The sequence below is a fragment of the Pseudoalteromonas sp. TP27 genome, from assembly GCF_056470645.1.
The window spans coordinates 97457-123830 of sequence record NZ_JARDAK010000003.1 but is presented as its reverse complement, the minus strand read 5'-3'; the positions used below and the strand labels follow the sequence as shown (position 1 = coordinate 123830).

Sequence of the window (26374 nt, the reverse complement as noted above, 5' to 3'; positions counted from 1 at the left end):
AATGCCCTAAAATATCGCCGTCATGATAGCAACAATTACACAGCAAGATGCCGCGACAGAACTTGTCGCTAATTACCTAAGTACCATTAAAAATCAAGGTTTTACCGGAGATACAGACGCAAGTTACGCAACGCGTATTACTGCTTCAACCGATAACAGTGTGTATCAGGAAATACCGCAAGGTGTTATTTTTCCAAAAAATGAAAAAGATATTCAGCTCGCATTGCAAACAGCATCTCGCGACCCGTTTTTATCATTAACGTTTGGCCCGCGTGGCGGTGGAACAGGTACAAACGGTCAATCGCTAACACCTGGTATTGTTGTAGATTTGTCTCGCTATATGCGCGAAATTCTGGAAATAAATGCAGAAGAAGGCTGGGTACGTGTTCAAACCGGCGTAATAAAAGATCAACTTAATGACTTTTTAAAACCTTATGGTTTTTTCTTCTCACCCGATTTATCTACCAGTAACAGGGCAACTATTGGTGGCATGATAAGTACTGACGCATCGGGGCAAGGTTCATTAGTTTACGGTAAAACAAGCGACCATGTTTTAGGGTTAACAACTTATTTAGTTGACGGCACCCCTATGTGCACTTCAACAATCGACATCGACAAAGCAAAAATTATAGCCGACCAAGACTCACTCATTGGCAATTTATATAAAACAGTTTTAGATATTTCACTTAATGAACGTGCTGCTATTTTAGCTAAGTTTCCTCGATTAAACCGCTTTTTAACTGGGTATGACCTTGAGCATGTGCTAAGTGATGACTTACTTACTTTTGACATGAGCCGACTAATAACCGGTTCAGAAGGGTCATTAGGTATAGTAACTGAAGCTAAATTAAACCTAACGCCTATTGCCGAATTTAAAACACTTATTAATATTAAATACGATAGTTTTGACTCAGCACTTCGCCATTCACCATTTTTAGTAAATGCACGCGCAACATCAGTAGAAACCGTTGATAGCAAAGTTTTAAACTTAGCGCGCGAAGATATTATTTGGAATTTAGTATCGGACTTAATAACCGACGTACCAAATAAAGATATGCAAGGCCTTAACATGGTCGAATTTAATGCAGTATCAAACGATGATATAAAAGACAAAGTAGACACGCTTTGTAAACTTTTAGATGAATGCGTAGCTAATCAAACTAATGGCGTTATTGGGTATCAGCTAACCAGCGATAAAAGTGATATATTAAAAATTTACGCAATGCGTAAAAAATCAGTGGGTTTACTAGGTAATGTAAAAGGGAGTCAAAAACCACTCGCTTTTGCAGAAGATACCGCAGTACCACCTGAAAATTTAGCTGATTATATTGTTGAATTTAGAGCATTACTCGACAGCCACAATTTACAATATGGTATGTTTGGTCATGTTGATGCTGGGGTTTTGCACGTCCGTCCGGCGCTTGATATGTGCGACCCAGAACAAGAAAAACTACTACGCACAATTTCAGATCAAGTAGTAAAACTAACCGCTAAGTACGGCGGTTTAATGTGGGGCGAACACGGTAAAGGTTATCGTAGTGAATACAGCCCTGAGTTTTTTGGTGAGCATTTATATACTCAACTTCGTAAAATAAAAACCGCTTTCGATCCTAACAATCGTATTAATCCCGGTAAAATATGTACCCCTATTGATAGTGAAGACTCACTAGTTAGTGTAGACGGACAAAAGAGATCGCACTTCGATAAGCAAATATCAATAGACGTTAAAACTAGTTTTAACAATGCAATGACCTGTAATGGTAATGGCATATGTTTTAATTACGACGAAAACTCACCCATGTGCCCATCGTATAAAGTGACTGGCGATCGCCGTAATTCACCAAAAGGGCGAGCAAGTTTAATGCGTGAATGGCTTCGATTACAAGAGTCAAAAAATGTAGATTTACTCGAAGTAGAAAAGCAGCTTAACAAAGGTGAAGTAATTACCTGGTGGGAACGTTTTGTTCACAGCCGCGAAAAACGAAAAGGTATTTACGACTTTTCTCACGAAGTAAAAGCGTCAATGGATGAATGTTTAGCATGTAAAGCATGTACAACTGCCTGTCCAATAAAAGTAGATGTGCCTACTTTTCGTTCGCGCTTTTTAAATTATTATCATAGTTATTATGCGCGTCCGCTAAAAGACTACCTTGTTGGTAATATTGAAAATAGCGCGCCATTAATGGCAAAGTTTGCAAAAGTAATAAATCCAATTGTTAAAACATCGCTAGTCAGCAATGTTATTAAAAAAACAGTTGGTTATGTTGATACACCACAGTTAAGTATTCCTGCACTTTCAAAACGTGTTAATAAAGCACAAAAATTTGATTTTGATTTATTAAATAAATTAAATGCAGAACAACAAAGCGAATACGTATTAATAGTACAAGACCCATTTACGAGTTTTTACGAAGCCGAACTAGTAGAAAGTTTTATTACATTAATAACCCAGCTTGGTAAAAAACCAATGTTATTACCTTTTAAACCAAATGGTAAACCTCAGCACGTAAAAGGTTTTTTGCATGAGTTTAAAGTTACAGCAAAAAATGCCGCAGAGTTTTTAAATAAATTAAATGATATTAATGCGCCATTAGTTGGTTTAGATGCCTCACTGGTTATGTGTTATCGCGATGAATACAATACAATTTTAGAAAATAACCGTGGTGAATTTAATGTGCAACTTGCTCATGAATGGTTAGAGTCGCAATCGTTTAAAGGGTTAACTGCTAACCAAAATACAGATACCGAATTTACATTATTAAGTCACTGTACTGAAACAACGGCATTACCAAAAGCTGCAAATGTATGGCAAACAATTTTTAATGATATTGGGTTAACATTAAAAACAACAAATACTGGTTGCTGTGGAATGGCGGGAACTTATGGCCACGAAGCACAAAATCAAGATAACTCACGTGCACTTTACGAAATGAGCTGGAAACCAATTGTAGATAAAAATAAACCAGAGCAACTTTTATCTACTGGCTTTTCGTGTCGTAGCCAAGTTAAACGTTTTGAGAAGTTTAAACCAAAACACCCAATTGAATTACTAGCACACGTTCTTAAATAACTTTATAAATAAGATCACTTAAAAATAAGAGTACTTAAATAACTTTATTTAAGTAATATTTTATTAAATTAGTTCTTAAGCAAAAAAGGCGCAACGATTAACTTCATCAGTGATGAAATAACCGTTACGCCTTTTTTAAATCTATTATTTTAATTATCTAATTTAAATAGCCACTTTAAATAACTGTTTTAAATAATTATTTTTTAACAAAACTATCGGCAATAGGTTTAGTACTAATGCCATGTATAAACACACTAAATAAAATAGTCGTCATTGCTATAGTCGCAATTTGATATTTATTTTCTATTTGTGTATCTAACACCATCAATGTAAAAACAATAGATGCTAATCCTCTTGGACCAAACCACGCAAACGTAAAACGCTCTTTAATATTCAACGCTGTAAACTGTAGTGACAACATAACCGGAATTATTCTAATTAATGTTGTGCTCAATAAAGCGTAAATTATTATTTCAGTATTTAATTTAGGGATAACTAAGTAAGCGCAAACAAACCCGAACAAGCACCAAATCATTAGCGATGTAAAGTCGGCAATGTGTTCTGAGTCTTCTATTAGTTCTGTTCTTACTTCATCAGTCGAAAATTTATCAAACAATAAACCTGCAACAAACACTGCAATAAAACCACTACCATGAAAATACTGAGTGACCGAAAAAACAGCCATCGCAAATCCCAGTAATAAAAAAGGGCTGGTGTTTTGTGCAAAGTAATGACGTTTCATTGCAAAATTTAAACACGGTATAAAAATAGCGATACTTGTAATTGCTATTAATAAAGCAAGCCCAAGCTCTCGGCCAAATACGCTTAATGTTTGCGTAGCTGTAATAGCTGATTCAGGATTTTTAGCGAGTAATATAAATATTAAAAATACAGGTACACATAAACCATCATTCAAACCACTTTCAGTATTTATTCCTTCACGAATTTTTTCAGGAACTTGTGTACTTGCTAATAGCCCTTTGCTTAAAGCTGCATCGGTAGGCGTTAAAATAATAGCGAGCAATGCCGCTTGAATAAGTGAAAGCTCAGCAAATAAAAATAAAGCTACGGCAATACCTAGCAATAAAGTTAAGGGCAGGGCAACAAACAATAATAAACTAGGATACTGAAAACTGTGCCTTAAAACACTTAACTTTGATTTAGCTGCATCTGAAAATAAAAATATACTCAGCGTGAGTTCTATAAAAGGGAGTAAGAGATCAACACCATCTTTTATTTTATGCCCTTCATTGGGTAGCAACATTGCTAAGCATATTCCACCAATAACAAAAAACATTGGCCCCGTTACTTCTGTTTTTTCTAACTGGCGAAGTGTTAAAGAATAAATTAAAAATAGTCCGCCTATAAATGCAATTACTAAGTACTCCATTAAATTTTCCTCTTTAATCCTGATTTTGCTCGCTCTTTAATATTTGTTTGAATATAAATTTGATCGGTAGTCGCAATTTTAGAATGACCTAAATCTTCTGATAAATGTTTAAGCGGTCTAGTTTGCGCATCATGTGTGGCACCCGTATGACGAAGCCAATGGGCAGTTGCCGCACCAAGTTGTTCAGCATCATCTTTAAAACCATCATCAAGTAATGATTGCTGTGCATAATCAAAACTTTGTTGAACTAAACGCCTAATTTGCCTTACAGTCATCCCACCCTGGCCACGAATTTTATGCACCAGCGGATCTGATTCATCAACACGGGGAAGGGCGGGTAAACCTCTGTATAATCTATAGCGTTTTAAATATTCAACAAAATCATCACTTAACGTTACATCACGTAATTTATTTCCCTTACCCATAATACGTAAAAACCAAAAACCATCATTATCCTGCCAAAAATGAGACATTACCGGCGACCATTGCGGGCGCTCTGACAATTCAGATATTCGTAAATATAAACCTTTTAAACACGCGAGCGTAAATAGATTTCGCTCTAGCTCTGGGTTCTGTTCGCATAAATCGCGCGTTACACCAAAAACATATTCCCACTGTATATCGCTTAACGTATCAGGAATTTGAATTTGAGATTGCACGACTAAGTACGGGCTATTTTTTTTAACTACAGGCACAAAGTTAGCAAATGTTTTTTCTTCGAGTAGGGCAAACTTATAAAATACATTTAAAGCAGTAAACATAGACGATAAAGTTTGCTGACTAGCAATAGATTCTTTGAGCATAAAAGGGCGCCAATTTTGGTTTAATCGGCGAATACCTTGCTCATCTTTATATCGCCATTGCACTGAAGTGGCAGCCCAAGTTTTATCGGGTTCGACCATAAAATCAACGTAGGCTTCAATATCTTCGCGTTTTAAATCAAATACTGATTTTTTTGCGATTAACCAAGACCATAAATAAAAGCGTTCAAGCTCATTTCGAAAACGACTATAAGTGGCTTCTGATTTTCGGCCATAAACATACAAAAACTGATATAAAAATATCAGATCGGCCTTTGATTCAGTTACAGTCAAGCCAACTTCCTGTATAAAGGATGCAAGTTCTGGGTATTCTGAATCTAAAGTACCGTCATCTAGATGGGCAATTTGATATCTTAATTGTTTTAACGTATCAACCAAAGCAACAAGCATAATGTATAAATATTCAATTAAATAATAGACTTACAGAATAACGTTAAAGTCCGATACTGTCTAGTATTGGACATAGTGAAACTCTAATTATTTAATACCATGATTATTCTATGGTTGTTGGTTGCTATATCTTATTAAGGAAAAGTTATGAAAAAACTAATTATACTAAGCGTGCTTGCTTTCACTGTAGCATTAACAGGTTGTGCTACTACAGGCAGTGCATCACCAAGTGAAAAACGTTCTTTGGTTCAAAGTATGAAATCAAATACACTTGATAAATTATACGCAAAAAAGCCTGATGTTAAACAGCAAATTGCTAATTCAGCTGGTTTTGCTGTTTTTGATAACGCTAATGTAAATGTAGTTTTAGCCAGTTTTGGTGGCGGGTATGGTGTTGTTAAAAATAACCTTACTGGTAAATCGACTTACATGAATATGGGTGAAGCCGGTTTAGGCCTTGGTTTAGGCGTTAAAGATTTTAACGTGGTTATGGTTTTTCATACCCAAGCCGCGTTAAATAGATTTATTGAACATGGTTGGGCATTTGGCGGAAATGCAGATGCTGCAGCTAAATATGGTGATAAAGGTGGCGCTGTAGTTGCCGAAGCTATTGCAGATCAAGTTACTGTATATTCTGTAACCGAAAATGGCCTTGCACTACAAGCAGTATTAAAAGGAACTAAGTTTTGGGTAGATTCAGAGCTTAATTAACCCCTAAATACTGCCCTAAAAGCGAGCTGGTTTGTATAATCACGCTCGCTTTATTATAACCCACACAATTTAACATAACGTAATTTATGGGTAGTTATATAAAGTATCTCTTAAACTTACCAATACTACTTTAAAAGATGTCTTACGTTTAGATCAATAGAATTTTTAAAATCTGATAATGAAAAATCTTCCTCACTGTTTATGTTAAAAATTTTTATTTTTAAAATTTCATCTATAAAGACTTTATCTTTATCTGTTTCTTTAAATTCCTTCATTGTTTTTTCAGGCTTTGAAATGTCTTTTTGTATTTTAAGCATGATACTAGCAGCATATACTCTTAGCCGAATAAGTTCTTCTTCCCGTTCTATAGAATGAATCGCACCTAAAATATCTATGATTTCAGATAATTTAAAGTATGCCTTTTGAATTCCATTAAACTCGATATAAATATGTTCTTTTAGTTTATCTTTACTAGATCCTTCAAACTCATGTGTAATTTCGTCACTATTACCTTGGTATATATTTAGTGAATTATAAATTTGCCTAGCTGTATGGTAAATACAGAATGTAAGAGATATAAGCTGCTTGTATTCGTTGATTGTTTTATCAACTTTCCATTTTTTATATGTTTTCACAGCATAACAAACTAACAAGATGCTACAAATACTTACGGTAAAATTGCTAAAAGATGATATTAATGAAGCAACTGTTTCCATATTAGCAGTCCCAGTAAATATTAATTGTACTAATCCAAGTATTACAATAAATGTAATAGCAAATACAATGGTTAATAATACATAGCAATAGATGGTGCTTAAATTTTCCTTGAGATCTTTCATTTTATTAATCCTTAATATGCTTTTATTTTAATATTATTTTTAATCATATATAAATTATCAAACGCCTCTGCCAACTTTTCAGTTTCACTAAAAACTGTATTCCAATATTTAATTCGTGTATCTGTATCGAGATCGGTAAAGTCATTCCTATCTGGAATTTTTCCGTACGGTAAGCTTGCTACAAATTATTTTGATGGGGTGATCATCACTACGTTGTCATAATTAAGTGGTTACACTTTGCGTTTTAAATTTTATCAAACCACCCTGCTTTTAGCTCGCTATTAAAATGCGGATACAAAATTAAGCTTAGATTTTTAGTTTTAGTTTTTAGTTTTTAGTTTTAGTTTTTAGTTTTTAGTTTTTAGTTTTAGTTTTTAGTTTTTAGTTTTAGTTTTTAGTTTTTAGTTTTTAGTTTTTAGTTTTTAGTGGTAAAAATAATCCCGTCTTCCGATATATAAATATTTTTATACTCTTTTATTTATATTTTTGGATTGGTAATAGCTTTAACTTTTCATAAAAAAAGGGCTCTCGCCCTTTTTTAATTTAACTATAGTACTTATATAAATTATGTGTTTATTTTGTGTGTTTAAAAATAGTCTGTGTATAATCAGTACTTAATAAATTAAATAAATATATCAATTATTTAATCATGATATATAGTAAAGCAGCCAAAACACTCCCTATTATTGGACCCACTACCGGGATCCATGAGTAACTCCAGTTACTATCAATTTTACCTTTTATTGGTAATAAACAATGCATAATTCTCGGGCCTAAATCTCGCGCTGGATTTATAGCATATCCAGTAGTCCCACCAAGAGAAAGTCCAATACCCCAAACAACAAAAGCAACAGGGATAGCACCTATTGAACCTAAGCCTATTTTTACGCCAGAACCATCGTCAATTTCAGCTGAAGAGAAGTAAAAAACACAAATTAATAAAACAATGGTGCCTATTATTTCACTAAGTATATTTCTAAACGTATTTGGTATAGCTGGAGATGTACAAAAAACAGCTCGTTTTAAGATGGGATCGTCAGTGGCATCGAAATGATCTTTATATATTGCATAAACTAACGAAGCGCCAACCATTGCGCCAATAAACTCTGCTAAAATATAGCTTAGAACTTCGGACCATGGAAATAATCCAGCTACGGCTAAGCCTATTGTTACCGCAGGGTTTAGGTGTGCTCCACTATAGGGACCAGCAACAACTACCCCCATAAAAACACCAAGTCCCCAAGCCGTGGTAATCGTCATCCAACCGCCGCCATGGCCTAATGTTTTCTTTAGTATGTCGTTAGCAACAACCCCACCACCAATTAAAATTAGTAATGCTGTGCCAACTATTTCAGCTAAGAAAGGTGACATTTTAATATTCCTTATTAGCGATAAAAACCGTCCATCACTATGTATCTATCAGATAAGCCCAAATATTTATAGTATTTGGTTTACATCACCATACATACATATTTTTATATTTAACGTTAAATCTGTTTTAGTCTTTTAATAACGTATCTTAATCAACTAAATCAGATAAGTTTTACTATTTATTTTTGCGAGCAGTCTTCGCTTTGCACTTTTTTGACTGAATTACACCAACCAGCATACAATTCATCTCGTTTAATTTTAGTCATATCGGGTACGAATCGTTTATCGCAATTCCAGTTACTCGCTAATGACTCGAGTGATGGGAATACACCCGCTTTAAGACCTGCTAAATAAGCTACACCTAATACAGTTGTTTCACTTATGCTTGAACGATCAACTTCGGCTCCTAAAACATCAGACAAAAACTGCATGAGCCAGCTATTTTTTACCATACCACCATCAACTCTTAGTACCTGTGGTCTTACTCCATCTGCTTCCATTGACTTTTGAAGATCTTTAGTCTGAAAACAAACTGATTGTAATCCAGCGGTTACGATTTCTTTTATACCGGTATCTCGGGTTAAGCCAAAAATAGCACCTCGCGCATTCGAATCCCAATAAGGAGCACCTAATCCTGTGAAGGCAGGAACCATATATATACCGTGGTCTAAAGGGGTATTACATGCAAGTGATTCAGTTTCATCTGCTTTTTCGATTAGCTGTAAACCGTCTCTAAGCCATTGAATTGCCGCACCTGCAACAAAAATGCTGCCTTCAAGCGCATAGGTTGGTTTTCCATTTAGTCTGTAAGCTACTGTACTTAAAAGCCTGTTTTCAGATTCAAGGACTTTATCACCAGTGTTAACCATCATAAAGCACCCTGTTCCATAGGTACTTTTTGCCATGCCGGGTTGAAAGCATGTTTGCCCAAATAGTGCAGCCTGTTGATCACCGGCCATAGCTAAAATAGGAACTTCGTAACCTAAATATGCTTGCTCTGCTACGCCAAAGTCATCAGATGAGTCCATAACCTCGGGTAACATTTGTTTTGGTATATTGAAAAGTTCAAGTAATTCTGAATCCCACTCTTGGGTGTGAATATTAAACAACATAGTACGAGATGCATTTGTGGCGTCGGTACGATGCTCTTTTCCACCTGTTAATTTCCACAATAGATACGTATCGACAGTACCAAAAATTAGATCACCATTTTCTGCTTTTTCTCTGGCGCCTGGACAGTTTTCTAAAATCCAATTTATTTTTGTTGCAGAAAAATAGGGGTCTATCAAAAGCCCTGTCTTTTTGCTAACCATTTTTTCTTTGTCAGCTTTTTTTAAACTATTACAAAACTCTGACGTACGTCTATCTTGCCAAACAATCGCATTATAAACAGGTTCGCCTGTTTTTTTATCCCACACAATGGTTGTTTCACGTTGGTTAGTAATACCAATCGCAATCACTTTATCTTGTTGTGGGTCAATGTGCTTCATCACTGCTTCAGTAGTTTGTTGAACAGAATTCCAAATATCATCTGTTTTATGTTCTACGTAACCAGCTTTAGGAAATTGTTGATCGAATTCTTGTTGTTCTAAGTAAGCAATATTACCTTTTAAGTCGAATAGTACACTTCTAGAACTAGTTGTGCCCTGGTCTATTGAAAGAATGTATTTATTCATTGTTTTTCACTTCTACTTTCGATTATTTTCGTTTTTTTACTATTACATGGATTTATCGGTACATACAACTAAAATGCGTCCTTAATATATAATTATTTATATGTAATTTTCATTCATTTGTTTTTAATCTATAATTTGCCGATAGCTTATTCTCAAATGTGAAGTACATGACTCAAAATCAGAGACACGAATCCATACTAAAATTATTAAAAGAAAGAGGTTCAATTTCTATTGAAGAATTGGTAAGTCATTATAAAGTTACGCCGCAAACTATCAGACGAGATCTCACATATTTAGCCAATATAAATAAATTAAGGCGCCACCATGGCGGTGCAAGTGCAATTTCAAGCATTGAAAATACCGCGTATCAAACCCGAAAAATTATGGACTTAGAAGCTAAGCAAAAAATAGCTGAGCACATCGTTAGTATGATACCCAATGGCTCTTCACTTTTTATAAACATAGGCACCACAACAGAAACTATCGCGAAAGCATTACTTAATCATGAAAATTTAAAAGTGGTTACTAATAACCTAAATGTTGCGGCTATATTAGGCGTTAAAAAAGATTTTACCGTGCTTATTGCAGGGGGTGAGGTTAGACACAGAGACGGCGGCATTATTGGTGAAACAACAGAAGACTTCATTAATCAATTTCGTATGGATTTTGGCATTATTGGTATTAGTGGTATAGAAGAAAATGGTGCATTACTTGACTTTGACTACCGTGAAGTGCGCGTAGCCCAAGCAATTATTAGAAATTCACGTAAAGTTTTACTTGCTGCTGATCATTCTAAATTCGGTCGGTATGCGATGGTAAGATTAGGTAATATCTCGCAGGCAGATAATTTTATTACCGATGCTCAACCTCCTGAGAGCATACTTAGTTTACTCAGTGAACACGATGTAGAACTGCATATAGCTCAGTAAAATAAATAACACGTGGATGCTTAAAGCTATTTTTATACTCGTTTACGTGGGTATAGTAGGCAGTGCAATACAAGAAATTATTAAGCATAACTTTATATTGCAACTTTTATTCTGCTATAGCGCAATTTTCAAGGTGCTATAATCGGTCTTTTTTATGTCGTTGGCATTAGTAAAGAATACCTTTCTTTTTTATTTTTCGAAATACGATAGCTCAAGCTGCTGCTTACTAATTTTTCAAAATTCAAATTACAATCACCGTAAAAGATTGATTTTCATTTATGTATTTTAATGTTTGCAAATGTTCGTTATTAAGTGTTATTTTTATTAAAGAGAAAATTTGTACTAATATTTATTTTCAATCTATGAATGTTTTTATCCACTATCCTATGTTAAATGTTAAATGTTAAATGTTAAATGTTGAATACCTACCCCGTGATAAAAATTTTTAGTCTTGGGCTAGTATTCATAAATAGGCTAGGTTTGATGTTTTTCAATGCATGTAAAATGCCCTAGATATTTAAAAATTACACCTTAGAGCCCATTAGGCCTTATATAGTTAATTAAGCTTCTTAAAATAGGTAATCCAATAGATGAGTCAACTTAGAGATAACAATATTAAAAAGCTCCCTCAAGATATCTATGATGTTTTGATTATCGGAGGAGGTATTAACGGTGCTGTATCTGCTGCTGCTTTAGCCGCAAAGGGTGCTAAAGTTGCCTTGATAGATAAAGGTGATTTTGCTGGTTTCACTAGTTCAAACTCATCAAATTTAGCTTGGGGTGGCATAAAGTATTTAGAAAGTCATGAATACAATTTGGTTAATAAACTCTGTAAAAGTAGAAACCATTTAATGCGTAGCTACCCTTCTACCGTTAAAGAAATTCGCTTTTTTACAAGTATCCAAAAAGGCTTTAGATTCCCTGCATTTTTTGTTTATTTAGGCACTATTCTCTATTGGTTCATGGGGCGTTTTTTTACGAAATCTCCTAAATACCTCAATGCAAAAAAAATAAAATCATTAGAGCCGGTCGTTAACACGAAAAATGTTGAGGCTGGATTTGAATATTCAGACAGTTTTTTATTAGATAACGATGCTCGTTTTGTTTTCAATTTTATTCGCTCTAGTATGAGCCATGGGTGTATTGCCGCTAACTACGTAAGTTCGCAGGGCTCTACTCGTGCCAATGATATTTGGACTACAAATGCAGTAGACGAGATGTCTAAAGAGAAGTTTACAATCCGCTCTAAAGTTATTATTAACGCAGCAGGCCCATTTGTTGATCCTATTAACAATACAAATAGTCAAACCACAGCACATCACCATGTATTTTCAAAAGGTATCCACCTTATTGTTGATAAGATAACTAACAGCAATAAGGTACTGACGTTCTTTGCAGACGATGGTCGATTGTTTTTTGTGATCCCCATGGGCCCAAAAACGTGTATTGGTACAACCGACACACAAGTTCATAGCCCGTACTCACAAGTGACTGATGAGGATCGAACCTTTGTGCTTGATAACGCTAACAAGTTATTGGAGCTAGAAAAGCCAATTACAAAAAATGATATTATATCCGAGCGATGTGGAGTTAGGCCATTAGCAATTAAAAAAGACGGTAATGGTAAAGCTGACTGGGTGCAGCTATCGCGCAAGCACGCTATAGATACAAATAGTGATCATAAATATCTTTCTATCTTTGGCGGCAAATTAACTGATTGTATTAATGTAGGCGATGAAGTGGCTGATTTAGTCACTGGCTTAGGTATTAAGTTACCTTATGAAGATTACAAATGGTACGGTGAACCTGACGATACCGTTAAGAATGAATTCATGCATCGTGCAAAATTAATGAATTTAGATGGTTTGACACCTAAAACATCTACCGAGGCACTTAGTAAGCGCTTTTGGAGACGTTACGGCAGAAACGCGATTAATATGCTAGAAAAAATCCGTGAAGTCCCCGAGAAAGGTGAACTCCTTATTAAGAATTCAGAGTACTTACGTGTAGAAATTGAGCATGCTGCTGAACGGGAAATGATTACTAAACTCAGTGACTTTTTACGCCGACGTTCTAAAATTTCACTGGTTGTCAGAAAAGAAGATATTCTCTCAGATCCAGGTTTACAAGAAGTCTGCCAAATCCTATTTGGTAAAGATAATGCTGACAATAAACTCCAAGAGTATATTGAAGAAATATCTCAGTAATCTTTTACATCTATTCTTACGGCTTTAAAGGCCTGTTCAGATGTTATATTAGGAGTCAATTAACACGATTATAATTAATTACGTTAGTTGACTTCTAATGACGGCTACATTCGAATAATAAAGCTATATTTTATTATTTAGCCGGTGCTAGTTTGAAAAGTTAATAACATTTTTTAACTTTTTATCAAGCGCTTCAGCTAGCTTTTCTGTTTCACTAAAAACTGTATTCCAATATTTAATACGTGTGTCTGCATCGAGATCGGTAAAGTCGTTCCTGTCTGGGATTTTTCCGTACGGTAAGCTTGCTACAAATTCTTTTGATGGGGTGATCATCACCACGTTGTCATAATTTACGGGGGAGACTTTTCGTTTTAGGTTTTTATCGAACCACCCTGCTTTTGGCTCGCTATTAAAGTGCGGATATAAAATAAGTCCTGGGTTATTAATTTTTAAATCAAAGTGATAATCAATAATTCCACCATCGCGATACATGCCAGGTGGTGAGCCTGCAATATTTTTTATGCCTTGCATAACAAGCGGTATAGAACCCGATGCAAGTAATGCATCTTTTAAGTTTGTTTGTGTGAGTGCTATGCTTTGTGTTTTAAAATTGTAGCTGTCGGTAATTGATAAGTCGCTTGTTGCTGGGCCAAATATAAAACGCTCGTACTGTGAACCTAATAATTTTCGGTTAACGCGGTTTAACATATAACTTTTTGATAAACCCATAAGTTGTATAAGTTTATTTTCGCTGGCAATAAAGCCTTTCGATTTTGCCACTATAAAGTGCGCTTTAAATATTGGGTTATTTATAATTTCGGTGACGCCGTTATCGCCAAAAACATCTTCAAGTAATGTACGCGCTTTTATTGTTATTTCATTTGGTGTTGGTTTATTACTAGAATAACGTGTTTGCGAATACGATTTTGCTAAGCGCTCAATGGCTGCAACAGGATCGTTTTGTGCAAAACACGCAGAGCGAAAAGCGCCAGCCGATGAGCCAATTAAATTAAGTGGTTGAGTGCGGTTTTTAAAAAACTCGCCAAAAATATATTTATCTAAACCAAATAAGGTAAACCATTTTGGGCCACCACTTGCGCCTAAAAATGAGGTAAAAAGCTCTGGTTTAAAACCTTGTTCGTTTATTATTTTTGCTGCTGTTTTACCTGCGTGGATCTCGATCATCTAAAAAACTATGCCTTTATTATTGGTTATTTTAGTTGTTTATTTAAAACTAAATGTGAATAATTATTCAAAATAAAAAACGATTTTATGTTGCCACAAAACCGCTTTTTATAGTTAAAGGTGCTTAAAATTCGTTAATCAGTCCCAAATGCCGTCTTCGCATTTACCCTGTACTTTTACATCTTTTACTTTAAATTCGGGCTCTAAACCTTTGTCTCTTTGTGCGTGGTAATCGCTGGTAACAGACAAAATAGTCGGCGTTAACAGTATAATAGCGATAACGTTAACCACTGTCATTAACCCTAAGGCAATATCGGCTAGATCCCACACTTCTTTTAATGTGGCCGAAGCGCCCCAAAGCATCATTGATAAATAAAGCAAAGTGTAAATGCCGCGCCCTACTTTGTTATCAAGCTTAAATAAGTGCAAGTTGCTCTCTGCATAGGCGTAGTTTGCCACTACAGATGTAAAAGCAAATAGCGTAATGGCAGCTGCAACAAAGTAAACACCACCTTGTGCTAAATGAGCTGTCATCGCGCTTTGTGTTAAACGAATCCCTTCCATTTCGCCGCTAATGTCTATATCGGCTAATAAAATAATAACGGCTGTACAGCTACACAGTACTATTGTATCGAAAAATACACCTAGCATTTGTATGTAACCTTGCGTTACGGGGTGATTAGGAATTGGGCTAGCACTTGCTGAAGCATGCGGCACACTACCCGCGCCCGCCTCATTAGAATATAAACCACGTTGAATACCATTTTTAATAGCGGCGCCCATTGCACCAGCGCCTGCCTCTTGTAATCCAAATGCAGATAAAAATATATCTTTAAGCATAGCAGGTACTTGAGTGAAATTTATAAAGGTTATAATGACGGCGGCAAGTACAAACACAATGCCCATTATGGGCACTACTCGCTCTGCAAATCGGGCAATTGCTTTAAAGCCACCGAGTATAATTGAGCCCGCAAGTACGGTAATAACCAAGCCTGAGTAAAAGGTAGGTACTTCAAACGCATAGTTTAGCGCGTCTGTAATCGTGTTAGTTTGCATGGCACTAAAGGTAAAGCCGTAACCTAAAAACAAACACGCAGCGAACACAATGGCAAATGCGCGACTGCCTAAACCTTGTTGAATATAATACGCTGGGCCGCCTCTAAAGTCGCCGCTGCTATCGCGCACTTTGTATACTTGCCCAAGTACGCTTTCGGCAAAGCCTGTTGCCATGCCGAGTATGGCTATTACCCACATCCAAAATATTGCGCCGCTACCACCAAGTGAAATTGCAACCGCTACACCGGCTAAATTACCTGTCCCTACTCGTGCGCAAAGCCCTGTACACAATGCTTGGAATGATGAAATGTCGTCTTTTTTACATTTGCTGCTGCCTTTTAATAGGCTAAACATATGTTTAAATTTAAGTATTTGAATTGCTTTTAAACGTACTGAAAACCATATTCCTGCAAATAGGAGTATGTAAATAAGGACTTGCCCTTCTCCCCATAAAAGGTTGTTTACACTTTTGACGACGGTATCGAACATTACTAATCCCTTTTTATTTTATACTTTTACTTTATGTTAGCACCGACTTTAAACTCTGCATGTAGCGCTACTTAATTTAAAAAATCTGGCAGCTCATTATGCATTAAACATAATAGTGTTTAAGTTTGGCTTTACCCTATAGTGAAGTGTGTATTGATGTTTAATAATCTGTAAGTAAGCACATTTAACATTGAATTTTATTTCTATAAATGTGAATAATAAATCACACCTACACTTTATATTGATTAGTTAAAAAATCAATAATATCTTTTTAAGATTCAGTATTTTGTTTTGCGTATGCGTGCGGGATGCAATAGTTTTTATTTTGATGCAGTAAGGTTTAGGCGTAATGAGGGATTAAGAATGGCAAAAAAATAGCGCATAAAGTTATGCGCTTTTTTAAATTATATTTAATTGGCTATCGCTGTATTACTTAGTTATAGCTGTATTGTGTAGGTGCACTGTAATGGTTGTTGCTGTTAACCTGTAAATTTTGCATTGCTAGATATGAGCGACCAGCATCTAAACCTAATTTATGGTCAAAGCGTAAATCGTTATTAGAACTACCTAATAATTTACTGTGTAGCTTTTCGTTAGCAAAAATTTGGATTATTTCTACATCATCCGGTGGATTCGCAATAAATTTCAGCTCATCTAAATACGCTTGCTCGTGCTGTAGTAAATAGTCTAGCGTTTTTGGGCAGTAACCCGATACCGTTGCCAGCGATTTCAACTTTTGAACCCAAGCAGATTGAGCTTGAAAGTTAGCATCAACCGTTCTAATTACTACAATTTTACGTGCACCTCGGTTGTAAGCTTCACGTACTGGGAGTGGTGCTGCTAGGCCGCCATCAAGATAAAAATCAGCTTGTGTTTGCTCTTCAACTAAGTGGGTTTCGCTCGCTGCTTTTGCACTTGACCATGGTGTTAATTTTACACCCTCTTTGTACAAAAATGGCAGTGCGCTTGATGCTTTTAAAAGATCGCGCCATTGATTATCTTCACCTGTTGGCGATAAGTAATATGGCTTTCTGTCTCGCGCATTAGTAGCTGTAATAAGTAGCTCACGTTCGCCTAAACTTGTTTTTGCTGTTTTAAAGTCTATCGCTCTTTTTACTTCAGTGGTTTTGTCAAAGTACCAATCTAGGTCAACTATGTGTTTACCCATTAGCCCTCTACCAAGCTGAAAAAAACGCTTATTACGCGAAAGCCCTCTAATTAGGCGTTTAGCATAGCCTTTTTGGCGCGCTAAATAGCTAGTCAGGTTTTGTGAACCTGCAGAAGTGCCGATAAATAAATCGAATGGGTCGTAGCTTTGCTCCAACCATGCATCCAGTACACCGGCTGTGAATATCCCTCGCTGCCCGCCACCTTCAGCAATCAGAGCAACTTTTGGCTGCGCTGTTTGATTAACTGAATTAGCTGTTGCGATGTTTAGAGAATTCACGGTGTACCTACCTTTAATTTAATGATGTTTGGTTTAATACCTACATTATAAAAAATAAAAGTAACATCTTAAAATAGATTATTTAAATCAGTTCGATTGAAAAAACAGAACGATAAATAAAGCAAAAATAAGCACCAAACAGCGTAATTTATCTACTTTAAACATTTAAATAACAAATACAGACATCACTTAAAGTTAATAAAATGAGTTAAAAAAGTTTAACTTTTGATGATGTCTGTATGTTAACAAGCCCAGAGTGTACGCTTGCTTAACTAACTATATATTAGTGTTTTATTTCCATTAAAATTTCGAGTGCACGGTGGCGTTTTTCACTATCAAATACATCGTTGGTAAATATAAACTCATCAACTTCTAGCTGCTTCGCTATCATCTCTAACTTGTGTTTAATACTTACATGTCCGCCTACTACGCTTAGGCTTAAAAAGTTTTCAACATGCGCGCGCTCTTGTTCGCTCCATAATCCGTCCATACTTTCAACGGGTGGTTTTAACCACAGCTCGTTACCGCGTATAAGTTCGAGCACACGTTGCTTAGAAGTAGTCGACAGGTATTGCGCTTCTTCGTCGGTGTCGGCGGCAACTAAAGGCAGTGCAAGCATTACATATGGCTTATCAAGATCGCTTGATGCTTTAAATTCGCGTTTATACAACGCTATTGCATCGTGCACAAAGCGCGGTGCAAAATGCCCTGCAAATACATACGGTAATCCTTTTTGCGCCGCAAGTTGCGCGCTAAATAAACTCGAGCCTAATAACCAAATAGGAACATTTGTGTTCTCACCCGGTATAGCACGTATTGGGTGCGTACCGTTGTATGGACCTAATAACGTTTGCAACTCAGTTACCTCTCCAGGGAAGTTTTCTGCGCGGCTCATATCATTGTTTAGTGCTCGGCTTGTTATTGGGTCACTGCCGGGGGCGCGTCCTAGTCCTAAATCTATTCGCCCAGGATATAAGCTCTCTAGCGTACCAAATTGTTCAGCAACAACTAATGGTGAGTGGTTTGGTAGCATAATACCGCCAGAGCCAACACGAATACGTTTAGTATTTCCCGCTATGTGGCCAACCAAAATTGAAGTAGCGGCACAAATAATACCTGGCATATTATGATGCTCAGCAAGCCAAAAGCGATTAAAGCCAAGCTCATCTGCTCGCTGTGCGTATTTAGTACTTTTATGAAGAGTGTTGGCAACACTGTCCCCTTTGATCATGGGGGCAAGTTCTAATAACGAAAAAGGAATGGAATTTAACAAAATAGCAGCTCCTAAAAATGCATGCTAATAATGGATTACATCATTAGCATAAAACACTTAAATGGGTCTGCTATTAAGTCAATTCAAGTTACGCAGTGGTATTAGAGCAAAATAGGTATATGTTATTTTGCTCTAAGGTATTCAGGCAAGCTGTGCATCACGTTGGCGCTGCTTTTTATAGCCTTCTGAGTCTACGCCTTTTTTCCAATAACCTGAGGATACAATATTACCGCGCGGTATATTAAGTTGCTCAGTTAGCAAGGTTTTTACTGTACGTACAAGGCCTGCCTCCAGTGCCATAAACACAATAGGTGGCTGCTCTGTAATGTGCAAATTTTTAAGTGCACTTAGCATTGCTGTATCGGCACTATCGGTAATTACCCAGTTTATATCGCGATTTGTTTCTAAATCGATAATGTCTTGCTCAGTAGGGGCATGTACAAATGCATCAATTATTGCAGCTTCAGGTAACTGCTGCACATAGCCTTTTATAGCATTTACTGAGGTTAAATCGCCCAGCAATATATAATGAGGGTGCGTGTAATTATCTAATTTTTTAGGGCCTGGTCCAGCTATACCTAGCGCATCGCCTACTTTTGCAATTTTAGCCCAGTTAGTCGCGGGGCCTTGGTGCATATTTATAACAAAATCAAGCGTTAGTGCGCCGGTTTGCGCATCTACATGCCTTATTGTGTATGATCGCATACACGCTGTTTTTAAGTTAAAATCTACTTCACCATTTTTTGGGAACAGTATTTTTACATAGTTACCAATATACTCTGGGGTTAAGTCTTTAAAATCATCAGAGCCTACTACAATACGTTGTAGGTGCGGTGTAATTTGCTCAGTGCTTAATACTGTTGCTTTGCGAACTTGTTTACCCATGTATTACCTCGTTTTACATTAATAATTGGCTGCTATAAAAGCAGTCATTGCACAACGCCCCATTGGTTGATAAAATCAACTATAGCAATTTAATTGACTTTGTCAACCATATTGAGAGTTCTATGAATACACCTTTATCAAATACCTTGTTTGAACTAATGCAAAATTACCGTGTAACAATTCGCGAAGCGATTAACGCAGGCGAACTGGGTATTAATGCTATGCACGTACGCTGCATACATATTATCGCGAACGTAAATAACTGTACGGCTAACGATATTGTTACTAAAACGCAGCGCGACAAAGCACAAATAGCACGGCTAATTAAAGATCTTATTGGTTTAGACCTTATTGATAAACAAGCAAGTGAGCATGATAAGCGCTGTTTTATTTTGTCGCTTACAGAGGAAGGTAAAGTTCTTTTTAATAAGTTATTAGCCTCAGAGCAAAAAATAAATAATCAAATGTGTAAAAATTTAAACTCTCAGCAAATCAAAGACTTTTTAGATACCGCACAACAAATGATCAAAAATATGGATTGATCTGCTATTCATTCCTTGGCATAACTTACACTAAACGCATATACTGTACACTTATACAGTATGTGCGTTTTAGGTTGTGTTATGTTTGTCATTCCCATTTATATAGAAGCTGGCGTGTGTGGTTTTGAATCCCCCGCAGCGCAGTACACCGAGCTAGGTGTATCTCTTGATGAGCTATTAATAAAGCACCCAGATGCCACGTTTATTGGTATCGCGTCGGGGTGCTCTATGCAGGAAGTCGGAATTTTTCAAGGGGATTTATTAGTTATCGACCGTGCAGAGCCTGCCGAAAACGGTGATGTTATTGTTGCTAACTTAAATGGCCTTTTTGTATGCAAACTGCTTGATAAAACCAATGCGCGGCTACTTTCTGCGTCTTCTTTACATAAGCCGGTACAACTAACCTCTGCAGATGAGTTTCAGCTAGAAGGCGTAGTAACGTTATCAATAAGAATGCACAGGCAAAGCCCTGACTTACTTAAATGAAACTTGCCTAAATGAGAGTTACTTAAATGTACGCTTTAGTTGATGCTGTGTCATTTTATGCCAGTGCCGAAAAAGTATTCAACCCGGCTATTCGCTCCAAGCCCGTAGTTGTACTTACTAATAACGATGGCTGTGTATGCGCTATTTGCCCTATTGCTCGGCGCTTAAATATTCCTAAATTTGGCCCATACTTTAAAGTTAAGCATTTACTTGAGCAAAACAACGTAGTTATTCGATCTAGCAATTATGAGCTTTACGCTGATTTAAGCGACAAGATGATGAATGTTATTGGTCGCTTTTGCGATACACAACATATATACAGTATTGATGAATCCTTTTTGCACTTTAACGGCTACACACCACTGATTAAAGACTGGCATGAGTACGGCCATGTTATAAGGCGTACAGTATGGCGAGAAACAAAGTTGCCCGTAGGCGTAGGCTTTGGCCCTACCCCAACTTTAGCAAAAGCGGCTAATCACGCTGCTAAAAAACTCAGTGGTTTTAATGGTGTAGCCGTAATAAACAACGAGCAAACGCGCCAAGCTATTTTACAAAGAATGAGCTGCGAAGATGTGTGGGGAATAGGCCGTCGATTAGCTAAAAAACTTAAAATAATGAATATAAACACAGCATGGGAGCTTGCTCAGCAAAATCCTAAAACTATGCGCCGTGCATTTAGTGTGGTTGTTGAGCGCACGGTAAGCGAGCTTAACGGCGTAACGTGTTTAAATTGGGACGATGTACGACAAGACAAGCGCGAGATATTTTCAACCCGTAGCTTTGGTGAGCGAATATATGAGCCAACCGCGCTTAAAACAGCGCTTATTAACCATGTAACTACAGTGGCTAATAAACTACGCGCCCAGCGTTCACTCACTCATCAGCTTTATATTTTTGCAGCCAGCGGCGCGCACGAAAACAGATATTATAAAAAGTCATTTGTTTATAAATTTGCCAGCCCCACTAACGACACCTGCGTGATGGCGAATGCTGTATCTGAGGTATTTAATCAAATTTATCAACCGGGAGTTCGGTTTTATAAGTGTGGTGTGGGCGCGGTGGAGTTAACGTCGGTGCAGTTTCAACAAAGTGACTTATTTAGTAAAAGCCCTGATAACCCAAAGCTCATGCAATGCCTAGACACAATAAACAATCGATACGGAAAAGGGATGCTAAGCCTTGCTAGCAGTAAGTTAAATGACCGGTGGCACATGAACCGTGATTTTTTATCGCCGCAGTACACAACGCGTTGGCGCGATATCCCTAAAATATACTGCGAATGATTAAATGTTACTAAGTACTTTATTTACTCTCGTCTGCTTTTTTAAATATGCACTCTACACTAGGATCACTCAATGTGTATTTTAGTGTGTTATCAGCTAAAAATTTAATGCTTTGGCTAATTGTTTTCTCGTTTGCGGGATTTTCACAACGGCTCATTCGTAAACCATTTTCAAGACCATCACTTTTATATTTTAATGAGCTGGTAATAAAACAAAAGCCAGGTTTTTTTACTGTTTGTGTACCGTTATGAAGCGGGCCAAATATAATTTGTTCTCCTAACTTAAAGCCGCTATTTGGGTTGTTTTCTTCTGTTAGGCTTAAGTTACTATTAACGCATAATCCTGAATTGGTCGACACAACGTCGTAGGCACCCAATTTTGACTTTAAAAGTGGTATAAATCGCGTTTTATTACTTGGCTCACTAAAGGCATAAGCACTTGTAAATGTAATTGCTAACAGAGCAAATGTTATATATTTCATTGCGTGTGTGTATCCTTCGAGAGTTAATGTGTTAGATAAGCGAAAAATGCTTATCTACTTAACTTTTTACAACTATAACAGAGATTTACTATAAAAGGAGAGAAGTCGTGCTACAGCACTTAGATACAACAACTAATACCAATCTGCTTATGTAGAGTCTATTTAACGAATTAAATTGATCAAAGATTTATGCAGGTTGGTATAATCACTTTGTTGTAAAGTACGCTGTTAAATACGTACCAAAACAACAAAACGATTAAATACACATTACTGCCAATATTTTGCAAATAATAGTGGGTAGTTTTGCTTTAAAAACTTAGGTTTGTCTTTGAAACGTTTACCTTTAGGTTCATCACTGCCAGATGGGATAAACGGTAATTCGTCTTCACTGCGTTCTTCAAATAATAAACCGGCTATTAAGTCATACTCATCAATGTACGGATAAGGCTGCTCGTTTAAGTAATAAACAGGTGTACATTGTGCAATTGAGTCAGCATTTTCTAAGGCATTTTCGAATACAGTTTTACCGCGCGAAATTAACCAACATCTAAATTCGCTAAAACCGTAATCGTCGTTACATCCAGCCATAACAAAGGCGGCGCCAAACAAATCCCAAGTAAAGCATTTACGCATATGTATGCCAAAGTGCTTATCAAAATCAATAAGGTGCTGATCGCTTAAATCATTAAGTTTAGTTTTTAGGTTATCGCTGACACTTTGCGGATCGAGCCCTAAGTCAGGCGTTGTTACTAATTCCCAAAAAGCCTGTTCTGTTAACGCTGCCATTATAAAATCTCTTTTACTCGGCCAACCTGACCATCTTCTAAACGCACTTTAATGCCGTGTGGGTGATTAGGTGATTTTGTTAAAAGACGCTCAACAACACCTTCGGTTAACGTACCGCTGCGTTGATCTTCTTTTAATACAATATTTACTGTAATACCTGGTGAAATTTGCGAACGCGTAGGAACAGCCATAATTTAAACCCTAAAAATAATTTATCTAATTATAACGTCCATGTGCTATCAAACCAACAAAAGCTCTGTTAATTAGCTGAAAATGAAATATGTGCTGGTTTTGCGTTCAACTTAATACTCGTAAGCTCTTTGAGTATTATATTTGTTAATTCGTTAAGTTGCGGTTTTGCACTTTCAAGGGCTATATCATCGTTAAAATAGCACTGTACTTTTAACGTATTGGCCTCGTTATTTAAGTCAATTGAATGCGTTAGATAATCAAATCCTGTTACTGTTTCTTTTATAGCTTCGCATGCATTAGTAAGTGCTAAACGAATTTGTTTATCACGTTGTTTTTGAGTTTTAGTCATAAATATAAAGGTTACTTACTTAGTTTGGGCTTGTTGCTGTTTTTTAAACTCTTCGTAGTTAGAGTCTTGTTTATCTAGGCATTCGTAATATTCTTTGTCGGCCTTATAGTTACACTCATCAAGGCGCGCCGATTGCAATTCATGAAAACGCGCGTCAGAGCTGCAACCAGCTAAAACACATAATCCAACAATAAGTAATGCGCTATTTTTTAGTTTATTGATAAACATTAAATTTCCTTACACTTTCTATATCGAAAAAGCGTTAAATTATTACAATATTATTGTATATTAGCGCCATAAAATCTTAATCTCCAAAGGATCTATTACTATGATGTCGCAGTTACAAAAGTTGTTTCAGCGTATAGACAAAAGCAAGATATTTCAATCATTTGTTATAGCTGTAATTATTGTTTCTGCTCTTACAGTAGGTGCACACACTTACTCACTACATCCTACCGTAGAGCTTGCTCTAAATTGGATGGACGTTGGTATTACCGCATTCTTTTTAATTGAGCTAGTAATCCGCTTTGTTGCAAGCAAAGGCATAAAACACTTCTTTTCGAAGGGGTGGAACATATTCGACACCATCATAGTCTTGGGCAGTTTATATCCTGCGGCTGGCTCTACTATGTTAATTGCTCGACTATTGCGTATATTTAGAGTACTTCGTTTAGTATCAATGATCCCTGAGCTGCGTTTATTAGTTAACTCATTGCTTAAAGCCATTCCACAAATGGGTTATATAGCCCTATTAATGTTTGTTATTTTTTATATATACGCTGCAATGGGCAGCATGATGTTTGCTGAAATAAACCCCGTACTTTGGAAAGACGTATCCATATCAATGCTTACTTTGTTTAGAGTAGCAACGTTTGAAGATTGGACCGACATAATGTACGAAACAATGGCAGTGTACGAATTAAGCTGGATTTATTACCTTACGTTTATATTTTTAACCGCATTTGTATTTTTAAACATGATGGTAGGTGCTATTTTAGAAGTAATGAGTGAGGAGCATCGTAAAGCGCGAGAAGAGCTCGCAGATGATAGCTCATTACCCGCAACGCAAGGGCAAGTAAACGAGCTGCAATCACAAATTGCTGAGCTTAAAGAGCTATTGAGTAACCGCAAAAACTAACCTGCTCAGAGTATTAAAGCACCCACTTAAAGTTTAAAAAGTGGGTGCAGTTTAAAGTTCTAATTAAACTAAAATTACCAAAGTACTTTAATTTTCCTCGTTATCAGACTTTTCACCCGTATCTTCAAAAGAAATAACGTTATCCACTTTCATTTTAAAGGCATCAAAAAAAGCATTTTTTAGCACCGAAATAACTGCTTGGAAAGTAGATACATCTGCATTATCTAATTGCCCCTCTATGGGAATACGTGCAGCAACAAGCTTAGATTCATCGTTTTCGAGGATAGAGCCGAGTAAATCAACACTGCCTTCAAATATGGCCGTAAATAATCCATCGTCATCTTTTTCAATATCTTCGCGCCACGAAAACACACGCAAGTTTTGAACGCCCGCTTTAACATAACCATTTAAGTTATTATCTTTAGCTACAAGCTCCATTGCTCCATCAATGCCTCCCGCTTCAATATCAAATGGTGTATACACTTTAAATACAGTGTCTAAATTTTTAACTGAAAAACGCTGTACCTCTGCGTTAAAATCAAAATTAGCTTGCTTGCTAAAAGGGTCTAATTTGCCATTAAGCTTTAATGCAGCCTCCCCCATTAACGCACCTTCTACGTTTAAAGTAGTCACAAGTGTTTTTGATAGGTTTTGCGCATTCGTTATGTTTTCAATTCTGGCATTGATATTTGATATAAAGGTGGGGTTTTCACCGCTATTCGTTGAGTTAACTAAAGTTAACATACCTTGCTCAATTGTTAAGGTATCAATTGAGAACAGTACCAAATTATTAGCGAGCCCTACCCAGGTAGTTTCGTCTTTTACTTGTTTATTTTGCTCAGAAGCATTGGGATCTTTATCATATATAACTATTTCAGGACGCGTAAAGGCCATGTTTGTTACTAAATTGCCCTTTAAAAGGGCTGACCACGCAAGTGAAAAATCAAGCGTTTGAATGCTCAATAAAGGCTTTGGAGCTGAGGTTGCATCAACAGCGTAAATTTCAACGCCGTCAATTGCGTAGGCACCGCGATATAAAAACAAATCGACGTCACCAACATGCCCCGTAACACCTTGCGTATGTTTTAACTGATAATTTACGTAGTATTGAACTACATAAGGCGCGGCTATTCTGGCAATAATAAGGACTAACAAAATAACCGCAAATGAGTTAAACCATTTGCTATGAAATACATTAGAAACCGAGCCCATTATAATTTCCTTTACCTAATACCTTAAAAATGAGTATTTTAAACATGTAAAAATTACGCAAAATTGTAATAACACTACGTATAAAACATCTAAAATACATCGTTAATAGCCTAACTGAAGTCAAAGTGGCTAATTTAAGTATTAATAGCAAAGGTTATACCAA

At 36.5% G+C, this 26374-nt stretch carries 24 protein-coding genes and 1 pseudogene; 8 read left to right on the top strand and 17 right to left on the bottom strand.

Going from position 1 to position 26374, the window contains the following annotated elements; all coding sequences use genetic code 11:
* Positions 1-22: 22 nt before the first annotated feature.
* On the top strand, positions 23-3070 hold the full coding sequence (gene ydiJ / locus PX700_RS05230; RefSeq protein WP_479520060.1) for a D-2-hydroxyglutarate dehydrogenase YdiJ: 3048 nt from the start codon (positions 23-25) through the stop codon (positions 3068-3070).
* Between the two features lie 196 nt (positions 3071-3266).
* Here ydiJ and PX700_RS05225 read toward each other — a convergent pair whose 3' ends face one another.
* Both PX700_RS05225 and PX700_RS05220 read right to left on the bottom strand, forming a co-directional pair.
* Positions 3267-4460, bottom strand: coding sequence for a cation:proton antiporter (locus tag PX700_RS05225; protein WP_479520059.1), 1194 nt, complete (start codon positions 4458-4460; stop codon positions 3267-3269).
* A complete protein-coding gene (locus tag PX700_RS05220; RefSeq protein WP_479520058.1) occupies positions 4460-5671 on the bottom strand; it encodes a tyrosine-type recombinase/integrase in 1212 nt (403 codons plus the stop codon). Before PX700_RS05220 ends, PX700_RS05225 begins: the two co-directional genes overlap by 1 nt.
* Positions 5672-5818: 147 nt before the next feature.
* Between PX700_RS05220 and PX700_RS05215 the strand changes: the two genes are divergently transcribed.
* Positions 5819-6382 (top strand): lipid-binding SYLF domain-containing protein, encoded by a 564-nt coding sequence (locus tag PX700_RS05215; protein WP_197181433.1) that lies wholly within the window; start codon positions 5819-5821, stop codon positions 6380-6382.
* 125 nt (positions 6383-6507) lie between these two features.
* Here PX700_RS05215 and PX700_RS05210 read toward each other — a convergent pair whose 3' ends face one another.
* From PX700_RS05210 to glpK, 4 genes and pseudogenes are all read right to left on the bottom strand, one after another.
* The gene (locus PX700_RS05210) at positions 6508-7221 is read right to left on the bottom strand and encodes a hypothetical protein (protein ID WP_479520057.1); all 714 of its coding nucleotides are present in this window, start codon (positions 7219-7221) and stop codon (positions 6508-6510) included.
* 11 nt (positions 7222-7232) lie between these two features.
* A pseudogene (locus PX700_RS05205) lies at positions 7233-7543 on the bottom strand (patatin-like phospholipase family protein); the annotation flags it as partial.
* A gap of 317 nt (positions 7544-7860) precedes the next feature.
* Positions 7861-8592 carry an MIP/aquaporin family protein gene (locus tag PX700_RS05200; protein ID WP_479520056.1) on the bottom strand — a complete coding sequence of 244 codons (732 nt, stop codon included), beginning with the start codon at positions 8590-8592 and terminating at the stop codon, positions 7861-7863.
* Between the two features lie 179 nt (positions 8593-8771).
* On the bottom strand, positions 8772-10268 hold the full coding sequence (glpK, locus tag PX700_RS05195) for a glycerol kinase GlpK (RefSeq protein ID WP_479520055.1): 1497 nt from the start codon (positions 10266-10268) through the stop codon (positions 8772-8774).
* A 167-nt stretch (positions 10269-10435) separates the two neighbouring features.
* Here glpK and PX700_RS05190 point away from each other — a divergent pair, with 167 nt between their 5' ends.
* Together PX700_RS05190 and PX700_RS05185 are read left to right on the top strand one after the other, a co-directional pair.
* Positions 10436-11197, top strand: coding sequence for a DeoR/GlpR family transcriptional regulator (locus tag PX700_RS05190; RefSeq protein WP_479520054.1), 762 nt, complete (start codon positions 10436-10438; stop codon positions 11195-11197).
* 590 nt (positions 11198-11787) lie between these two features.
* Entirely contained in the window at positions 11788-13404 is a 1617-nt protein-coding gene (locus tag PX700_RS05185; RefSeq protein ID WP_479520053.1) for a glycerol-3-phosphate dehydrogenase/oxidase, read from the top strand.
* 147 nt (positions 13405-13551) lie between these two features.
* Here PX700_RS05185 and PX700_RS05180 read toward each other — a convergent pair whose 3' ends face one another.
* The 5 genes from PX700_RS05180 to PX700_RS05160 all read right to left on the bottom strand — a co-directional run bounded on the left by PX700_RS05180 (position 13552) and on the right by PX700_RS05160 (position 19739).
* Positions 13552-14589 (bottom strand): patatin-like phospholipase family protein, encoded by a 1038-nt coding sequence (locus PX700_RS05180; protein WP_479520052.1) that lies wholly within the window; start codon positions 14587-14589, stop codon positions 13552-13554.
* Between the two features lie 138 nt (positions 14590-14727).
* Positions 14728-16134, bottom strand: a complete 1407-nt coding sequence (locus PX700_RS05175) for an alanine/glycine:cation symporter family protein (protein ID WP_479520051.1) — start codon at positions 16132-16134, stop codon at positions 14728-14730.
* Positions 16135-16567: 433 nt separating this feature from the next.
* Positions 16568-17581 (bottom strand): patatin-like phospholipase family protein, encoded by a 1014-nt coding sequence (locus tag PX700_RS05170; protein WP_479520050.1) that lies wholly within the window; start codon positions 17579-17581, stop codon positions 16568-16570.
* A gap of 283 nt (positions 17582-17864) precedes the next feature.
* Positions 17865-18854 (bottom strand): LLM class flavin-dependent oxidoreductase, encoded by a 990-nt coding sequence (locus PX700_RS05165; protein WP_479520049.1) that lies wholly within the window; start codon positions 18852-18854, stop codon positions 17865-17867.
* Positions 18855-18995: 141 nt separating this feature from the next.
* The gene (locus PX700_RS05160; protein ID WP_479520048.1) at positions 18996-19739 is read right to left on the bottom strand and encodes a siderophore-interacting protein; all 744 of its coding nucleotides are present in this window, start codon (positions 19737-19739) and stop codon (positions 18996-18998) included.
* A gap of 122 nt (positions 19740-19861) precedes the next feature.
* On the opposite strand from PX700_RS05160, the gene PX700_RS05155 reads away from it, so the two are divergent.
* The 3 genes from PX700_RS05155 to PX700_RS05145 all read left to right on the top strand — a co-directional run bounded on the left by PX700_RS05155 (position 19862) and on the right by PX700_RS05145 (position 22053).
* Positions 19862-20281: a MarR family winged helix-turn-helix transcriptional regulator gene (locus PX700_RS05155; protein WP_479520047.1), complete on the top strand. Its 420-nt coding sequence runs from the start codon at positions 19862-19864 to the stop codon at positions 20279-20281.
* Between the two features lie 81 nt (positions 20282-20362).
* Positions 20363-20767: a S24 family peptidase gene (locus tag PX700_RS05150; protein ID WP_479520046.1), complete on the top strand. Its 405-nt coding sequence runs from the start codon at positions 20363-20365 to the stop codon at positions 20765-20767.
* A gap of 26 nt (positions 20768-20793) precedes the next feature.
* Positions 20794-22053 (top strand): Y-family DNA polymerase, encoded by a 1260-nt coding sequence (locus PX700_RS05145; RefSeq protein ID WP_479520045.1) that lies wholly within the window; start codon positions 20794-20796, stop codon positions 22051-22053.
* A 19-nt stretch (positions 22054-22072) separates the two neighbouring features.
* Here PX700_RS05145 and PX700_RS05140 read toward each other — a convergent pair whose 3' ends face one another.
* From PX700_RS05140 to PX700_RS05120, 5 genes are all read right to left on the bottom strand, one after another.
* Positions 22073-22534 carry a hypothetical protein gene (locus PX700_RS05140; RefSeq protein ID WP_415636956.1) on the bottom strand — a complete coding sequence of 154 codons (462 nt, stop codon included), beginning with the start codon at positions 22532-22534 and terminating at the stop codon, positions 22073-22075.
* Between the two features lie 267 nt (positions 22535-22801).
* Positions 22802-23320, bottom strand: coding sequence for a DUF4240 domain-containing protein (locus PX700_RS05135; RefSeq protein ID WP_166420847.1), 519 nt, complete (start codon positions 23318-23320; stop codon positions 22802-22804).
* The gene (locus PX700_RS05130) at positions 23320-23511 is read right to left on the bottom strand and encodes a YwbE family protein (protein ID WP_007377588.1); all 192 of its coding nucleotides are present in this window, start codon (positions 23509-23511) and stop codon (positions 23320-23322) included. The genes PX700_RS05135 and PX700_RS05130 overlap by 1 nt, the downstream gene beginning before the upstream one ends.
* A gap of 68 nt (positions 23512-23579) precedes the next feature.
* A complete protein-coding gene (locus tag PX700_RS05125) occupies positions 23580-23861 on the bottom strand; it encodes a hypothetical protein (protein ID WP_479520044.1) in 282 nt (93 codons plus the stop codon).
* Positions 23862-23876: 15 nt separating this feature from the next.
* The gene (locus PX700_RS05120) at positions 23877-24089 is read right to left on the bottom strand and encodes a hypothetical protein (RefSeq protein WP_415636958.1); all 213 of its coding nucleotides are present in this window, start codon (positions 24087-24089) and stop codon (positions 23877-23879) included.
* 100 nt (positions 24090-24189) lie between these two features.
* Between PX700_RS05120 and PX700_RS05115 the strand changes: the two genes are divergently transcribed.
* Entirely contained in the window at positions 24190-24999 is an 810-nt protein-coding gene (locus PX700_RS05115; RefSeq protein ID WP_415636959.1) for an ion transporter, read from the top strand.
* Positions 25000-25086: 87 nt separating this feature from the next.
* Here the strand turns inward: PX700_RS05115 and PX700_RS05110 are convergent, their stop codons facing one another.
* Positions 25087-26211, bottom strand: coding sequence for a DUF748 domain-containing protein (locus PX700_RS05110; RefSeq protein ID WP_479520043.1), 1125 nt, complete (start codon positions 26209-26211; stop codon positions 25087-25089).
* Positions 26212-26374 lie beyond the last annotated feature (163 nt).

Excerpts from the sequence above, each read along its gene's own strand:
- ydiJ (WP_479520060.1), top strand. The coding sequence starts at position 23 with ATGATAGCAACAATTACACAGCAAGATGCCGCGACAGAACTTGTCGCT.
- PX700_RS05225 (WP_479520059.1), bottom strand. The coding sequence starts at position 4,460 with ATGGAGTACTTAGTAATTGCATTTATAGGCGGACTATTTTTAATTTAT.
- PX700_RS05220 (WP_479520058.1), bottom strand. The coding sequence starts at position 5,671 with ATGCTTGTTGCTTTGGTTGATACGTTAAAACAATTAAGATATCAAATT.
- PX700_RS05215 (WP_197181433.1), top strand. The coding sequence starts at position 5,819 with ATGAAAAAACTAATTATACTAAGCGTGCTTGCTTTCACTGTAGCATTA.
- PX700_RS05210 (WP_479520057.1), bottom strand. The coding sequence starts at position 7,221 with ATGAAAGATCTCAAGGAAAATTTAAGCACCATCTATTGCTATGTATTA.
- PX700_RS05200 (WP_479520056.1), bottom strand. The coding sequence starts at position 8,592 with ATGTCACCTTTCTTAGCTGAAATAGTTGGCACAGCATTACTAATTTTA.
- glpK (WP_479520055.1), bottom strand. The coding sequence starts at position 10,268 with ATGAATAAATACATTCTTTCAATAGACCAGGGCACAACTAGTTCTAGA.
- PX700_RS05190 (WP_479520054.1), top strand. The coding sequence starts at position 10,436 with ATGACTCAAAATCAGAGACACGAATCCATACTAAAATTATTAAAAGAA.
- PX700_RS05185 (WP_479520053.1), top strand. The coding sequence starts at position 11,788 with ATGAGTCAACTTAGAGATAACAATATTAAAAAGCTCCCTCAAGATATC.
- PX700_RS05180 (WP_479520052.1), bottom strand. The coding sequence starts at position 14,589 with ATGATCGAGATCCACGCAGGTAAAACAGCAGCAAAAATAATAAACGAA.
- PX700_RS05175 (WP_479520051.1), bottom strand. The coding sequence starts at position 16,134 with ATGTTCGATACCGTCGTCAAAAGTGTAAACAACCTTTTATGGGGAGAA.
- PX700_RS05160 (WP_479520048.1), bottom strand. The coding sequence starts at position 19,739 with ATGGGTAAACAAGTTCGCAAAGCAACAGTATTAAGCACTGAGCAAATT.
- PX700_RS05155 (WP_479520047.1), top strand. The coding sequence starts at position 19,862 with ATGAATACACCTTTATCAAATACCTTGTTTGAACTAATGCAAAATTAC.
- PX700_RS05150 (WP_479520046.1), top strand. The coding sequence starts at position 20,363 with ATGTTTGTCATTCCCATTTATATAGAAGCTGGCGTGTGTGGTTTTGAA.
- PX700_RS05145 (WP_479520045.1), top strand. The coding sequence starts at position 20,794 with ATGTACGCTTTAGTTGATGCTGTGTCATTTTATGCCAGTGCCGAAAAA.
- PX700_RS05140 (WP_415636956.1), bottom strand. The coding sequence starts at position 22,534 with ATGAAATATATAACATTTGCTCTGTTAGCAATTACATTTACAAGTGCT.
- PX700_RS05135 (WP_166420847.1), bottom strand. The coding sequence starts at position 23,320 with ATGGCAGCGTTAACAGAACAGGCTTTTTGGGAATTAGTAACAACGCCT.
- PX700_RS05130 (WP_007377588.1), bottom strand. The coding sequence starts at position 23,511 with ATGGCTGTTCCTACGCGTTCGCAAATTTCACCAGGTATTACAGTAAAT.
- PX700_RS05125 (WP_479520044.1), bottom strand. The coding sequence starts at position 23,861 with ATGACTAAAACTCAAAAACAACGTGATAAACAAATTCGTTTAGCACTT.
- PX700_RS05120 (WP_415636958.1), bottom strand. The coding sequence starts at position 24,089 with ATGTTTATCAATAAACTAAAAAATAGCGCATTACTTATTGTTGGATTA.
- PX700_RS05115 (WP_415636959.1), top strand. The coding sequence starts at position 24,190 with ATGATGTCGCAGTTACAAAAGTTGTTTCAGCGTATAGACAAAAGCAAG.
- PX700_RS05110 (WP_479520043.1), bottom strand. The coding sequence starts at position 26,211 with ATGGGCTCGGTTTCTAATGTATTTCATAGCAAATGGTTTAACTCATTT.